General features: G+C 58.7%; 16 protein-coding genes and 1 pseudogene. 8 read left to right on the top strand and 9 right to left on the bottom strand.

Annotated features, from left to right (window positions below; all coding sequences use genetic code 11):
- Nucleotides 1–59 precede the first annotated feature (59 nt).
- Nucleotides 60–923: a sensor domain-containing diguanylate cyclase gene (locus GHO42_RS18305; RefSeq protein ID WP_095018626.1), complete on the bottom strand. Its 864-nt coding sequence runs from the start codon at nt 921–923 to the stop codon at nt 60–62.
- 183 nt (nt 924–1,106) lie between these two features.
- Between GHO42_RS18305 and GHO42_RS18310 the strand changes: the two genes are divergently transcribed.
- A complete protein-coding gene (locus tag GHO42_RS18310; protein ID WP_153326965.1) occupies nt 1,107–1,478 on the top strand; it encodes a GFA family protein in 372 nt (123 codons plus the stop codon).
- Nucleotides 1,479–1,535: 57 nt separating this feature from the next.
- On the opposite strand, the gene GHO42_RS18315 is transcribed toward GHO42_RS18310, so the two are convergent.
- The gene (locus GHO42_RS18315) at nt 1,536–1,916 is read right to left on the bottom strand and encodes a RidA family protein (protein ID WP_095002861.1); all 381 of its coding nucleotides are present in this window, start codon (nt 1,914–1,916) and stop codon (nt 1,536–1,538) included.
- A gap of 160 nt (nt 1,917–2,076) precedes the next feature.
- Here GHO42_RS18315 and GHO42_RS18320 point away from each other — a divergent pair, with 160 nt between their 5' ends.
- Complete coding sequence (locus tag GHO42_RS18320; RefSeq protein WP_095020727.1) at nt 2,077–2,979, top strand: LysR family transcriptional regulator; 903 nt, start codon at nt 2,077–2,079, stop codon at nt 2,977–2,979.
- Here the strand turns inward: GHO42_RS18320 and GHO42_RS18325 are convergent.
- Nucleotides 2,927–3,511 (bottom strand): TetR/AcrR family transcriptional regulator, encoded by a 585-nt coding sequence (locus GHO42_RS18325; protein WP_095018624.1) that lies wholly within the window; start codon nt 3,509–3,511, stop codon nt 2,927–2,929. The genes GHO42_RS18320 and GHO42_RS18325 overlap by 53 nt on opposite strands.
- Nucleotides 3,512–3,616: 105 nt before the next feature.
- On the opposite strand from GHO42_RS18325, the gene GHO42_RS18330 reads away from it, so the two are divergent.
- A complete protein-coding gene (locus GHO42_RS18330) occupies nt 3,617–4,117 on the top strand; it encodes an HPP family protein (RefSeq protein WP_095025369.1) in 501 nt (166 codons plus the stop codon).
- Between the two features lie 202 nt (nt 4,118–4,319).
- Entirely contained in the window at nt 4,320–6,470 is a 2,151-nt protein-coding gene (locus GHO42_RS18335; protein WP_153326969.1) for a TonB-dependent siderophore receptor, read from the top strand.
- A 42-nt stretch (nt 6,471–6,512) separates the two neighbouring features.
- Here the strand turns inward: GHO42_RS18335 and GHO42_RS18340 are convergent, their stop codons facing one another.
- From GHO42_RS18340 to GHO42_RS18355, 4 genes are all read right to left on the bottom strand, one after another.
- Nucleotides 6,513–7,016: a RidA family protein gene (locus tag GHO42_RS18340; RefSeq protein WP_095020730.1), complete on the bottom strand. Its 504-nt coding sequence runs from the start codon at nt 7,014–7,016 to the stop codon at nt 6,513–6,515.
- A gap of 51 nt (nt 7,017–7,067) precedes the next feature.
- On the bottom strand, nt 7,068–7,463 hold the full coding sequence (locus GHO42_RS18345) for a cytochrome c (RefSeq protein WP_238705514.1): 396 nt from the start codon (nt 7,461–7,463) through the stop codon (nt 7,068–7,070).
- A 14-nt stretch (nt 7,464–7,477) separates the two neighbouring features.
- Nucleotides 7,478–9,007, bottom strand: coding sequence for a flavin monoamine oxidase family protein (locus GHO42_RS18350; protein WP_095020784.1), 1,530 nt, complete (start codon nt 9,005–9,007; stop codon nt 7,478–7,480).
- 376 nt (nt 9,008–9,383) lie between these two features.
- Entirely contained in the window at nt 9,384–9,893 is a 510-nt protein-coding gene (locus tag GHO42_RS18355; RefSeq protein WP_095023726.1) for a DUF2938 domain-containing protein, read from the bottom strand.
- A 78-nt stretch (nt 9,894–9,971) separates the two neighbouring features.
- On the opposite strand from GHO42_RS18355, the gene GHO42_RS18360 reads away from it, so the two are divergent.
- Nucleotides 9,972–10,427: a helix-turn-helix domain-containing protein gene (locus GHO42_RS18360; protein WP_095018621.1), complete on the top strand. Its 456-nt coding sequence runs from the start codon at nt 9,972–9,974 to the stop codon at nt 10,425–10,427.
- Between the two features lie 224 nt (nt 10,428–10,651).
- Here GHO42_RS18360 and GHO42_RS18365 read toward each other — a convergent pair.
- Nucleotides 10,652–10,792 (bottom strand): annotated as a pseudogene (locus GHO42_RS18365) (GNAT family N-acetyltransferase); the annotation flags it as partial.
- A gap of 98 nt (nt 10,793–10,890) precedes the next feature.
- Between GHO42_RS18365 and GHO42_RS18370 the strand changes: the two are divergent.
- On the top strand, nt 10,891–11,397 hold the full coding sequence (locus tag GHO42_RS18370; RefSeq protein ID WP_153327033.1) for a GNAT family N-acetyltransferase: 507 nt from the start codon (nt 10,891–10,893) through the stop codon (nt 11,395–11,397).
- 196 nt (nt 11,398–11,593) lie between these two features.
- Here GHO42_RS18370 and GHO42_RS18375 read toward each other — a convergent pair whose 3' ends face one another.
- Entirely contained in the window at nt 11,594–12,199 is a 606-nt protein-coding gene (locus GHO42_RS18375; RefSeq protein WP_095025364.1) for a hypothetical protein, read from the bottom strand.
- Nucleotides 12,200–12,927: 728 nt separating this feature from the next.
- Between GHO42_RS18375 and GHO42_RS18380 the strand changes: the two genes are divergently transcribed.
- Nucleotides 12,928–13,644 carry a response regulator transcription factor gene (locus GHO42_RS18380; protein WP_138738295.1) on the top strand — a complete coding sequence of 239 codons (717 nt, stop codon included), beginning with the start codon at nt 12,928–12,930 and terminating at the stop codon, nt 13,642–13,644.
- A complete protein-coding gene (locus GHO42_RS18385; RefSeq protein WP_153384170.1) occupies nt 13,641–14,165 on the top strand; it encodes a histidine kinase sensor domain-containing protein in 525 nt (174 codons plus the stop codon). The genes GHO42_RS18380 and GHO42_RS18385 overlap by 4 nt, the downstream gene beginning before the upstream one ends.
- Nucleotides 14,166–14,199: the final 34 nt, after the last annotated feature.

The following is a 14,199-nucleotide window of genomic DNA, read 5'->3' on the forward strand; positions in this document are numbered from 1 at the left end:
GTTGAAGAGCGCGGCCCGGGATTTGTCAGGCCATTTTGACGCAGGTACCCTCCCCCTTGTTACCCGGCTCTGGAACCGTGCCTTTTTATCCGGTACATATCGCCATCGGCATGGCTGAGCAACGTATCGGCATCCTCTCCGTCCACGGGGTAAAAGGCCATGCCAATACTGCAAGACGGCATTTTGATCCCGCCGAATTCAGCCCCGAGCGGCTCGGCCATCGCCGCAGTAATCTGTTCGATTTTCCAGGCCACGTCGTCCGCGGACTGGATATCGGTCAACAGCACGGTGAACTCATCACCGCCCATGCGCGCCACCGTGTCCGATTCGCGCACACAACGGTGCAGGCGTTGCGCAGCCATGCACAACACGCGATCGCCCATGGCATGCCCATAGACATCATTGATGTCCTTGAAGTCATTCATATCCACAAACAGCAGGGCCAGGGTGCCTTGGCGCCGGTGTGCCGCACGCAGGGCAGATTCCAGGCGGTCATTGAACAGCGAGCGGTTAGTCAGTTTGGTCAGCGGGTCGTGATGGGCCAGAAAACGCAATTCGTCCTCGGCCGCCCTCAAGGCTGTCACGTCCCGCGCCACCCCGATTCGCGCACCGACATCCTCAGACCAGAAGGCAGCCCAGAGGATATGCACGACAGCGCCATCCTTGCGCACATAACGGTTGCGAAAATCGACATGGGCCTGGCCATTCATCACCCGAACAATGGAGGCCCGTGAAATCGCCAGGTCTTCAGGGTGTATATAGTCCGTGATCAGGGTCCCCGTAAGCTCGTCGGCACGGTAGCCGAGCAGGGTCTGGCAGGCATCACTGACAAAGGCAATCCGGTTGTCCCTGTCGACCACAAAAACCGTGTCCAGCATCAGGTGGATCAGTTTGGGATAGAGCGCCTGCAGGTCAACGGCCATAGCTCAGGGTGTCCGATTTGAAAATCGCCTTGATCATAGCCTGATAGCAAAGCAATGGCCAAATTACCATTTTATGTGGCATTTTTGGCGTCAAAATCCGGACACCCACTTCTCTCACAGTGACATCCAACGGATTGCATCGAGGTGCTAAAGTCAGCATTTGCTCAAACACAGGGACGACCCATGACAGGGCGATATCAAGGAAGCTGCCTGTGTGCAGCGGTCCGTTATGAACTGCTCACAACGCCAAAAGCAGTGAGTCATTGCCATTGCGGACAGTGCCGCAAAGGCCATGGCGCAGCATTCGCCTCCTATGCCAGCATTGCGCGCAGCGCATTGCGGATAGTCCAAGGGGCGGACAGGATCACGGCCTACTCTTCTTCGCCGTCAGTGCTGCGCGAGTTCTGCTCTGAGTGCGGTTCGACCCTGTTCTGGTCACGCAGCGAAGGTGAATTTGCCGACTGGATTTCCATAGCACTGGGCACGCTCGACAGCCCCTTTGTGGCACAAAAGCAAACACACCTTTACCTCGACTCGCCTGTGCACTGGGTTTGACCCTCGCCCTATGGGAGAGGGTCAGGGCGAGGGGCTTTCAACCCCTTCGCCTTGTTATCAGCCCTTGGCCGCCATGGCCGTCACTTCAACCCGCATCCCCGCAACGGCCAGCTCGGCCACGCCCACAGCTGCCCGCACCGGCCAAGGCTTGGCAAAAAATCGCTTGTACACTTCATTGAACGCTGCCCGATCAGCCATATCGGTCAGGTAAATGGTCAGGTGCAACACCCGCTCCATCGAGCTGCCCGCCTTCTCCAGCGCCAGCTTGAGCGCCTGCAATGTGCACTCGCTCTGCTCGACAATCCCGCCCAGTTCCAGGCTGCCATCCGCACGGGTTGGAATCTGCGTCGAAACCAGCAAACCCGCAAAGCCGGCAACATCCGAAGAGATGGAGTCCGCATCAGGATCAGGGATGAAAGTCAGGTCGTGTTGCGACATAAGTGATCACTTGCTTGAGTTAAAACACCTATTGTCCAACGTCCGCTCGCGCCGTGCGCGTCTTTTTGCGCAGCAGCACATTGTCGTGCTTGGCTAAAACTGCCCGTGATCCATTACCATGCGCTTCGCCATGACGTCGTTGCATAGCCTGGAGTGCTCTGTGGAAATCAAACACCTGCGATCATTTGTGACCCTGGCCGAAGAGCTGCACTTCGGCCGCGCCGCGCAACGGCTGTCCATCGTGCAACCGGCCCTGAGCATGCAGATCAAAATGCTTGAAGAAGAGCTGGGGGTGCGTTTGTTCGAGCGTAACCGGCACTCGGTGGCACTGACCGAAGTGGGCACTCTCTTCCTGCCCGAAGCCAGGGCCACGCTCTACCAGTCGGCCCATGCCGCGGATGTAGCCAGGGCGTGCGGGCGCGGCGAAATCGGCCGGGTACGCTTTGGTTTTGTATCCTCGGTACTGCCCCAATTGCTGCCAAGGCTGATCCGCTCGCTGCATGCCCGCTTCCCGCGCATCGAACTTGAACTCAAGGACATGCCGGGCCCGGATCAGGCCGTAGCACTGAAAAACGGCCAGCTTGATTTCGGACTGATGCGTCTGCCGGCCACCATCCCGGGCATCCAGACCCGCGAAGTGCTGCAGGAAAGCTTTATTGTCGCCCTGCCCGGCGACCATCCGCTGGTGGCCTGCACCAGCCTGCACCCAACCGACCTGAGCCAGCTGCCGGTGTTTATCCTGGCCCGGCGCTACGCCCCCGGTTTTTACGATGAAGTGATGCAGGCGCTCACCCACCGGGGCGCGCATCTGCAAAATGCAACCGAGCTGGGCGAGTTCACCACCATGCTTGCGCTGGTCTCTGCCGGGTTGGGGGTCGGTTTGCTGCCGGCCAATGCCGGGCGCGCATTACCCGCCAATGTCATCTCCAGGCCGCTGGAACTGCAGGGCTACCGGGCAACGACCGGGCTGGCATGGACCGAGCTCAACAGCGCAGTGAAAAGCACCGTGTTCAGCTTGCTGGATGAGCTCTTTGCGCCGGGTCAGCAGCCCGTTGAGCACTGAGCAAAACCAGCATCTCCTTGCCCGCCATGATCAGCTCAGGGCACGCACCATTGACCTGGCAGGACACGATCAGGCCCTCGCCGATCAGCAGTAACTGCATGGCTGCCACGCGCGGATTCATATAGCCCGCTTGCGCACATATTTCCTCAAGATAGGCCTGAAGGGCCTGCTTGTGCTGGTGCGCCAGCCTGTGTGGCTGCTCTGACAGACTGGCATATTCAGCGGATGCATTGATAAAGGCACAGCCGTAAAAATCCGCTTCCTGAACCCAGGATGCTATGAAATCAAGGTAGCCAGCCGGGCGCTGTGAGACCGCAACCGCATCCACTGCCGCTCGCACTTTCGCCATGAACTCGTTGTGGCGGAGTTCCAGAGCTGCCTCGACCAGATGGTCCTTGCTGGAAAAATGCCGGTATAGCGTCTTCTTGGTAACGCCTGCCTCCTGGCTCAACTGCTCCACCCCGGTGGCGTGAAAACCCTGTCGATAGAACAGGCGCAGGGCGGCGCGGGTGATTGCATCAGACGTACTCATGGGTACTGGCCTCCTGTGGAATGCAACACAGTGTATACCGATCGGTTGACTTGCAGGTATACCGATCGGTATCCTTTTGTCACATCCCCCGTCGCGAGTACTCCCATGTCTGCACGTCGCCTGCTCATATCCGGTGCGCCAGCCGCACCCTCCCTGCGTTTTACGCTGACATCGTTTATGGGTGCAGTCATCGCCATTGGTGCTACTGGCTGGCTGAGCAACCTGTCAGGCACTCCATGGCTTATGGCTTCAATGGGGGCCAGTTGCGTATTGGCCTTTGGCGTCCCCGACTCGCCGCTGGCTCAACCACGCAGCATCATCGGCGGGCATGTCATATCCACCCTGGTCGGACTGATTATTTTGCATACCCTGGGCAATTCGTGGTGGGCCTGCGCATTGGCCGTCGGGCTGGCTCTGGTTGCCATGCAACAGTCCCGTACCCTGCATGCCCCGGCAGGGGCCAACCCGATTGTGGTGCTGATGACAGGCGCGCCGCTGTCTTTTCTGCTGACCCCGGTGCTGGCGGGCTCCATCGTGATCGTGGTGGTTGCCTGGTGCCTGAATAACACACGCCACCGCGGCAGTTACCCCAAGTACTGGTGGTAGTGCGCTGCCTGCAATACCAAAGTAAATGATAAACATTCCTGCTGCTGATACGATTCAGCCCCGCTGCCGAGTCTGAAACGCGCGTCATAGACGTTTCAACCCACGCACTGAACAGCGAAGCATCAACAACTTCGCACCGTTCATTGCCCGGTTCTCGGCAGCGCGTTCAGTTATCTGCCGTCATTGGTGTGGAGTGTTACGGATGTTGCAAAGGAAGCATGGATTCAAACGGGCAGGCTTTGTGCCACTGGGTGTATGTACCGGCCTGGTGATCAGTTGCACGGTGCTTGCGGGTGAAAACGCGCCCATGCAACTGCCCAGTATTCAGGTCGACGGCGTGCAATCTGCCGAAGACGATACGGACTACCGTGCGGGCTACAGCTCGACGGCTGACAAGACTGAAACCCCCTTTCTGCAGCAGTCGCAAGTGGTCGATACAGTGACCCGTCAGCAACTCAAGGATCAAGCACCGCAAACCCTCGAAGACGTGATCAAGTTCATGCCCGGGGTGGTGGTCAGCAATAACTTCGGCGGCACCCAGGACAGTTTTATCAAGCGCGGATTCGGTAATTCCGATGATGGCGGCGTGTTGCGCGATGGTGTACGCATGCCCATCGGCCGCAACTTTCAACGTGTCACCACCGAGCGCGTGGAGATGCTCAAGGGCCCTGCTTCACTGCTCTACGGCATGCAGGAACCCGGCGGAGTGATCAACGTGATCACGAAAAAACCGCAGTACCAATGGAACAGCACACTGGGCGGCACCCTGAGCGATCAGGGCGGTGGCGATGGCTGGTTCGATGTCACCGGGCCGCTGGGTGACAGCGGGTTCGCCTTTCGATTGATCGGGCAAAACCGCGACGAGGATTACTGGCGCAACTTTGGTCAGAACAAGTCGAAACTGGTCGCCCCTTCGCTGTCCTACGAGTCTGAGGATCTGTCGTTTCTCGCCGCTTATGAATACAACGACTACAGCAATACCCTGGACCGTGGCGCGCTGTTCTACAACGGCCATCATGTGGGCAGCCGCGACAAACGCCTGGACGAAAAATGGACCCGCGCCCAAGGCCAGCGCCAGTCGCTCAACACCACCACCGAGTACCGCCTCGACCCCACTTCAAGGGTGCGCCTGACCACGGGCTGGGTGTATGACCATTACAACGACTACCAGGCCGACCCCAGTGAATATCGCCCGGCAACAGGCGAGCTGACCCGGCGGTTTCGTCGTAACGTGGGCGCCAACCGGGAGAACGCTTACCTGTCGCTGGACTGGATTGGTAACAAGACCTGGCTCGGTATCGATCACGACCTGGTCACGGGTGTCGACTATGAAACCCGCCGCGAAGCCAACGGCGACTTCCTGCAAAGCAGCAATGTCGGCGGTTTCTACCCGGCCGACCCGCAGTATGGCCTGCTGCCGCCGGTGGGTAAGGTGAACCCGTCCAACACCAACGGCAAAAGCCATATCAAGGGCCAGTCGCTGTACGTCAAAGACACTATCCACCTGGGCGAAAAATGGATTCTGGCCCCGGGCCTGCGCTATCAGCATTACTCGATCGACTCTGGCGCGGGCCTGGACTTCAAGCAAACCACCGATGAGGGCGAATCCAGGCTTTTGCCCTTCCTGGGGCTGGTGTATCAGATGCGTGACGACCTCTCGCTGTATGGCAACTACAGCCAGTCATTCGCACCCAATGAGATGGAAACCGGCACCACGTTCGAAGGCACCTACAAGTCTGAAACCGGCCGCCAGTACGAAGTCGGCATGAAGTATGACAACGGCGACTGGACCAGCCAGCTGGCGGTGTACGACATCCTGAAAAAGAACGTACAACAGAACACCGGAGAACTCGACGCGTTCGGCAATATGATCCAGCGCATTGCCGGTGAAGTGCAGTCAAACGGTCTGGAATGGAGCATGAGCGGACGCCTGAACGCGCAGTGGAGCGTCATCGCCAACTACGCCTACACCGATGCACGGATCAAAAAGGACACCCGGCAAACCGAGGGCAATCGCCTGTTCAACGTGGCCCGTCATGTGGGCGGGGCTTACCTGACCTATGAAGTTCCGGCCGATATTTTCGCCGGCCGCTTGCGCCTGGGCTCCGGAGCCCGTTATGTGGGCAAGCGCGCAGGGGATATCAGCAACTCTTTCGAGCTGCCGGACTACACCACGGTGGATGCTTTTGCATCCTGGAAGACCAGCCATCTGCTGGGCAAGGAAACCTCACTGCAGCTCAACGCCAGCAACCTGACCGATCGCAGCTACTTTGTGGCTTCGGGCGGCAACACCCGACGTGTGAGTTGGGGAGAAGGAAGGACGCTGCGCCTGACTGGAGAAGTCAGCTTCTAGCCTGACAGGCAGGCGCGCTCGCGCCTGCCCCTTGGCCCGGAGTTAAGGCCGGGCGGCCGTCACCTCGATCTCTACCAGGTAGTTGGGGTTGGCCAGGCCGGCCACCTGGAACGCCGAGCGGGTTGGCAGCTTGGGCTGGGCCTTGGTACCGAAGAACTGGGTATAGCCCTTCATAAATCCGGCGAAGTCCATCTTGCCGGTTTCCGGCGTGCCCACCAGATACACCTGCATCTTGATCACATCGCCCATGGTCAGGCCCAGGCTTTTGAGAGTGGCTTCGATATTTTTCAGCACGTTGACCGTCTGCACTTCGGTGTCGCCATAGGCCGCCAGGGTCTTGGGATCGGCCTTGCTGTCGGCAATAGGCGGCACCACGCCACTGAGGTTGACCAGGGTGACACCCGGTGGTATTTCCACGGCCAGAGAGATCGGGAAGTCCGAGTTGGGCAGCTTGTGACGGATCACTTCTGCGGCGTTGACCTGGGTAGTCATCAGGCCGGCCAGCACCGAGGTCAACACAAAAGCGGGGATCAATTTTTTAGACATTTTTGTATTCCTTGAGGGTCATGAAAAAAGCGCGCAGTCCATGGTTGCTTGTCAGCGTCGGGTGACCGCCTGAACATCCTCCACTGTCACGGAGTCAGCATAGTGATTGCCAAAATGAGTCCGCACATAGTTGACCACCGAGGCTATCTGCTGGTCATCCATGTACTTCTTGAAACCCGGCATACCGCCCTGCCCTGATGTCACCATATACACCGGGTACACCTTGGCCCCGAGTTTCTGGTTGGCAGCCAGCGCCGGGTAGGCGCCCGCCCCGTGGGAGCCCTGGCCTTCAGCCATATGGCAGCCCTGGCAGACCTGATTGAACAGAGCTTCGCCGCTGGCCTGATCGAACTTGCCGGAGGTGGACAGCATGGGTGCATCTTCAGCAAGCGCAGTGGCACTGACCAGCAGGCCTGCCAGGGTAGCGGTGGTTAAAGTCATTCTCATGGCTAACTCCTGGCTCAGGCCGCTTTCGCGCTGGCAATAATATGGGTATGCAGACGCTTGATCGCATCCTGGGAGGACAGGATCGCGCCCTCCATCCAGGCCGGGATATAGGAAGCATGCTCACCGGCAAGGACGATGCGACCGTCAATCTGGCACAGATTCTTGTAATGCTGCTGGCGGGTTTCAGGGGTCCACAGGCCATAGCAACCGTTGGTCCAGGGCACGCGGTGCCAGCCGACGGCAATGCCGTTTTCGAACTCTGCCGGGTATTGGGGGTGAACCTGGGCACCGTACTCAACGGCTTTCTGCACGCGCATTTGCGGGCTCATGGCGGTGAACTCATAAGCGTTCGGCCCCCAGATATAGGCACCGAGCAATACGCCCTTGCCCTGCTTGCCATAGTCGGTGCTCGGGTAGCTGATTTTGCTGATCGGCGTATCGGTGTAACTGATGCCGCCGTAGATATGCTCGTCCTGCTCCCAGAACCGGCGCTTGAATTGCAGTCCGACCTTGATCGAAGACTCGTAAGGCACGGCGCGGATCGCGCTCATCATCGGTGCACTGACATCAACCGGCAGTTGCCCGAGGATCGACAGCGGCAATGTGCACACGCACCAGTCGGCCTGCTCCTGTTGTGCCCCGCCGCTACCGTCGCTGTTTTGATAGGTCACGGTCACGCCTTTGTCGTTTTGCTGGATGCGCGTGACCTTGGCGTTGTAATGGATCAGGTCATTGACCTGCTTCTGGAAGGCCTGGGCAATCATGTCCATACCGCCTACGGGCTGGAAAATGCTGCTCTGGAATTCATATTCCTGGCCGCTGGCGATGCTTTGCCACAGATTCGAATCCAGCAGTGCCTTGCAGTCGATCGGCTCGGACGCCACCGCCTCCGGCATCAGGCCGCCACCGTCGTCCACGGCAAAGCCACGGCGCATGCTGGTCTCCAAGGATTTTTTGTAGGCGTTGCTGGCATCCAGCGCACCCCATTTGCGCATCACTTCCAGCAGGCGTTCGCGGTCTTCCCGGGTCAGTGCCTGATCCAGGCCGTGCTGATTGACGGCCTTGCTCAACAACTCGGCCACATGCCCCTGAAAGTCCGCCTGCACTTCACGATAACGCTGCGGCTTGCCGCCAAACGCCTTGGTGGAGTGCACCATTGCGTTGTAGTTGACCTGAATAAAGGGCTCCAGTGCGACGCCGAATTTGTGGCAGTAGTCGAGCACCGCATGGTGGTGATACGGGATGCGCCAAGGGCCGGGGTTGAGGTACAGGCCCTTGTCGAATTCGCAATGCTGGGTAGCGCCGCCCAGCTCGGTGAAGCGGTCACCGCCACGCAACGTCCAGCAACGCCCACCGGGTTTGGCATTGAACTCCAGCACCTTGACCTGGTAGCCGGCCTTGCGCAGTTCGTAGGCGGCGGTCATGCCGGCCAGCCCGGCCCCAAGGATCAGTACGCGGGTGCCTTTCGGTGCGCCGCTCAAGGCGAAGTCACGCTGGTAATTTGATTCTGCGGCAAAGCCCAATGAGCTCATCGCCTGATACATCGCAGCGGCGCCTGCTGTCACGCCGATCCAGTTGAGTACTTTGCGTCGGCTCACAACCATTGCTTTCTCTTGCATGACCAGTCCTTTGCATCGAAGGGAAATACGCAGGCAATGACTGACGAACAACCCGGCATGCGGCATCGCCCGACCACAGAAATGTCTGCGCCCGGTGATGTCCCAGAGCAAGCGCTATGCCATGAATTAACGAAGGGAGAAAAAACCGCAACCAGAGAAAAGATTGCAAAACAGATACGGCCAAATGCTTCTACTTAGGTCGGGCAGGTCTGTTTTTGGTGCAAAGCGGATGCGCCAGTATTGGGCAGCTCAGGTGGCTGTGTACCTCATGGGCGCATCGCTGCCGGGTCGGGGCAACGCCTCAGGCATGCGGCGTCGGATAGAGCAGCAGTACCAGCCACCCGGCGACATAGAGCCCCAGGCCAAACGTCAGATGGGTGATCAGGGTTCGGCGCCTTGCCACGTAGGGAGCCGCCGTCTTCGATGCAGCGATGCCGAAGCCGAAGGCGGGCTGCAAGATAAAAAACGGTGCCGCCATACTGATCAAGCCAGCGGCCAATGCAGGCATCAGCGTGGGATGGAACAACCACTCCACACCCGTGAGTACAACCAGCAGCAACGCGAAGACAATGCCCGTCAGGTAATGAAAAACCCAGCCGATCAGACGCTCATGCCTGACACGCGGCGCAGCCACAATCGAGGCATGCTGAAACTGCCCCTGGCGCATGAGGCCCAGCCAACGACCGATGAGCCCATAGTCAAGGGACGGGATACCAAAGACCCGTGCACGAATTAAAGCGCCTGCGTCCATGATCAAGGTGGCCCCCACGCCAACCAACAGAATACGCAGTACCATCTCACTTGTTTGCATGTTGTACCCTCTGCATTAAGCCTGTTTTGTCGGCCTGGTCAGAGCAGTCTGCAAGTTCAAGTCGACTTGAGGTCAAGCATGAAAGAAATGGAGATCGGTGAAGTGGCACGGCGCTGCGGCCTGCCGCCCTCAACCCTGCGCTACTACGAAGAAAAAGGGCTGATCCGCTCGACAGGCCGTCGGGGCCTGAGCCGTGTGTTCAGTGCGGATGTACTTCAGTGCCTGTCGTTGATCGCACTGGGGCAGTGTTCGGGGTTTTCACTGGACGATATCGCCGCCATGCTGAAGGCGGACGGTCAGCCCGAAATTGATCACCAGCGGCTGGCAGAAAAAGCTGACGAGCTTGATCGCACCATCCAGCGCTTGAGCACAATTCGCGACGAGCTCAGGCGAGCAGCGGCCTGCCCCGCTCCCCGTCATATTGAATGCCCTGCCTTTCAGAAAAAACTGGCCGCTGTCAGGCCACGCAGCCTCGACAGGAAAAAACCGGGACGCAGTCAAGCTCCCACGGACAAAAGTCAGAACACCCCATGAATGGCGTTAACAGCCCTGCCCTGTGCGGCTGATAGTGCATCATCGTGGATTTCAGACTGCAAACCAAATTGGCCAGCCAGTGCTTTACGCCCCTTGGGCGTCACTGCAAGCGCCCGGCTGTCGAGGTCCTGGACTACCCATTTGCGGCTCAGGGCCAAGCTCGCCCAGGGCGCTTTCGCCACTCGCCGTAAGTTCATACAAACCCCGGCCGGTAGCTGCTGCAATCAACCTGCCTGCGGCGCAGACGCGGGCGGTGTCGGCATGGTCTTTTCCATCGGCTGGTACACCAGCCCCGCCGACTCGTCCACGTCCCCTGAACACTTGAAGCCATACCGTTCATAGAAACCCACCGAAGGCAGCGAAGCTGCTCACACTCAGCACGGGCCAACGAACGCATGCACAATGCGCTGGCAGCCACTTGCCGACTCCACCCGAGGTATTTATGGGCATCGAAACGTTGAACATGCACATGACCATTAGCAAAGAACGACCGCAAGACATCGAAGCCATCAGTCGCCTGACCGAGGCAGCGTTCAGGAACGAAAAGTATTCAAGCCACACCGAGCATTTCATCGTCAATGCACTGCGGCGCACCGGGCAACTGAGCATCTCCCTGGTGGCGGCAGAACATGACGAAATCCTCGGCCATGTCGCCATTTCCCCTGTCAGCATTTCGTCCGGGGTAACCGGATGGTATGGCCTGGGGCCGATCAGTGTAAGGCCTGACCGTCAGGGCAAGGGCATCGGTTCGGCATTGATGAGGGCCGCACTGCAACAGCTGCGGCAACAGGGCGCAGCGGGTTGCGTCGTGCTGGGCGACCCTGCCTATTATGGCCGCTTCGGGTTTAAAGCCCACCCCGGCCTTGAGTTGCCCGACGTTCCCCCTGAATACTTCCAGGCCCTGTCCTTTACTGGCGAGCTGCCTGTCGGGGTAGTGAAATACGCTGCGGCGTTTGATGCACGCGAGTAAGTGACCGGGCGTGGTGGGCATTGTTGTTCATTTAAACGATTTCTGCCTTTGTGGGAGCGGGCTTGCTCGCGATGTTCTTCATGGCGCCGCATTTACTCAGCTAATACGCGTCATCGTTGACGACCATCGCGAGCAAGCCCGCTCCCACACTTGAGCAGCATTGCGGGCGTGGTGGGCATTGCTGCGTTAGCTCTGATTACTTACCGGGCAGCAATGCGATCATCCGGTCAAAGGCCGCCAACGGGTACCTGTCATTACGTGGTTGCGCAACGGGCATTTTTGCAGGAAAGCCCACGTGCACACTGCCGGGCAGCACGTGCTCGATCGCTGCGTACCAGGTCAGTAACGCCTGCTGCAGCCGTACATGCAGCTCGAAATTGCTTCTGCGCCGAGTGGAGTCTGCACGGGCTCGCTGCCGTGCCAGTTGCGGGTCTATGCGCCCGACAATGTAAGCGTCTGCAAAGCCGATACGCCCCTGTGCGACAGTGTCACGGGTGGCGTCCAGTTCTGTTTGCCAGTCGTTTGTGCTGGCTTCATCGATCTGCCAGAGGCACCACAGGTAGTGAAGCTTGAGCGGGTCGCTGTCGCACACCGCCCATGGAGCCCTGGCTTCCATAGCCAGCGCGGCCTGCCATCGATCGACGTTACGCTCGGCCCAGAAAACTGCGGCTGCGACGGGATCACTGGCACGCTCCGGCACACCGTCAAGACGGCCGTGCTCAGCAATCACATGCGGCCCTCCATGCCGGGTGCACCACGTGGTTTTACCGCTGGCGCTGATGCCTTCAACCACCAAAATCATCGATATGGCTACTCCGGCCACAATAGGGGCTCAGGCAGAAAACTGTTGATCAGACCCGGGATAACCCGGAGCTCAGGTTGGACTCAATAACTGAAAAGCCTGTTCCGCGCCTGCTCCACTGGCTACACGCAAGTAAATACAGGGGCCCCGGCTGGCTTGAGCCGCATGAGACTTGCCGACGGATGCCTGAAAAATTTACACACTTTTACTCAAGTCCTTATATCACCAGCTAATGGCTATTTGCTATTGTTTTGGATCCAATCATGGAGGCGTAAAAACATGGACAGGGCCAAGGTATCTAAACGCAGCTGGGCGTGGGCGTACCGGAAACTACGCGACTTGCACTGTTCACGGCTATCGTCGTTTTACAGAGCAACCCTGTATGCGGTTCGCGGTGATAGCGGCACTTTTCGCTGCGACCTGACCAGGCAGAAAATCCGCCTGCATCGATAATAAGCGCCGCTCCCATACGTTGAAGAGGATCATCCTGTTTGAGCTAACCTGGCTTGAACTGCCCTGCTGTCTTCCTGTCTTTGCCCTGCTTGCCGGCGTTGCATTCAATGCTGGAGCGCCCGGGCATGTCCATACGTACTGACGCCTTCAGAGCGACCGAAAGCTTAAAGCTCGTACATCTGCATGACGAAAATCTTGCTTTGGTTAGGAATGTGCAACATTTTTTGTCAGAATGAATTATGCATAATAATTCTCATTCACAGGTCTGCCCCTCCATGCAATTCGCCTCTGCTTCCCATATGCCCATCCGTATTCTGGCTATTGAGGATGATCCGGTGCTTGCCGCCGACCTGGATAGCCATCTGGGCCAGCGGGGCTTTTCGGTCACGTTGCGTCACGACGCAGACGAAATTCTGCATCTGGTGCGCTCCGAGGGTTTCGATTTGATCCTGATGGACATCATGTTACCCGGCAGCAGTGGCCTGGAGGTGCTCGCCCAAGTGCGCCAGTGCCAGCGTGTCCCGGTCATCCTGATGTCGGCGCTGGGTGCCGAGCAGGACCGGATAACCGGTTTCAGCCAGGGCGCGGACGATTACTTGCCCAAGCCATTCAGCATGCAGGAGATGGATGTACGCATCGATGCCATTCTGAGACGCGTGGCCTACGAGCACGAGGCCCAGGTAAAAGTGCGCAGCGATTCGCAACTGGAACTTGATCAGCAGGCCATGGATGTTTGCCGCAACGGCCGCTGGGCCGATCTGACCAGCACCGAATTCCGGGTACTGGAAATCCTCATACAGCATCCCGGCGAGGTGTTGAGCAAAGCCTTTCTGTACCAACAGGTCATGCATCGGGCGCACTCACAACATGACCGCAGCCTGGACATGCATGTCAGTCGGGTTCGTCGCAAATTGCAGGCTATCGGTTACAGCGCCGGGCGCGTCGAGACCATACGCGGCATGGGGTATGTGCTGGCGCCGTTGCAGTCATGAGGCTGCCGAACCGGCACTCGCTGCTGTGGCAACTGGTCGGCGTGCTCGCGCTTTTGTGCATGCTGGTGATCAGTTTGCAGGCCGACCTGAGCAAGCGTCTCAAGGATGCTACCGCCCTCCTCTCCGAACCGGCCAAGCAGAGCCATATCGCTTACGCACGACAGGCCGAAACGGCGTGGCGGGAACGCGGCACGCAAGGCGTTGACGAGTTCCTGCGCAGCTTGCGCAAACAGGAACGGGTGTGGGCCGCCGTCGTCGATGAGCACCAGCAATCATTGTCTTCGCAGCCTCTGGATGAACATGAGCGTCGTAAGCTCGACTTTGTCCGTCCACTTCACTGGACCGTAGGACGGCCAAACGGCTGGCCAACGTTCTATGTGCCTTTCAGCGACGACAAAGCGCGTCTGGTCATGGAGCTGCCGCATCGTTTCAACCCGCGTGAGCACTTGCGGGTGTGGGAGGTGCTGCTGCAATGGGTACTGCCGCCGGGGCGTGCGGCGTTGAGTCGGGTGAAGGGCTGAAAAATCTGTTCGAGCTTGTCGGGAGCGACGCCGG

It is taken from the genome of Pseudomonas sp. FSL R10-0056 (assembly GCF_009600105.1).
Lineage (GTDB): Bacteria > Pseudomonadota > Gammaproteobacteria > Pseudomonadales > Pseudomonadaceae > Aquipseudomonas > Aquipseudomonas bubulae.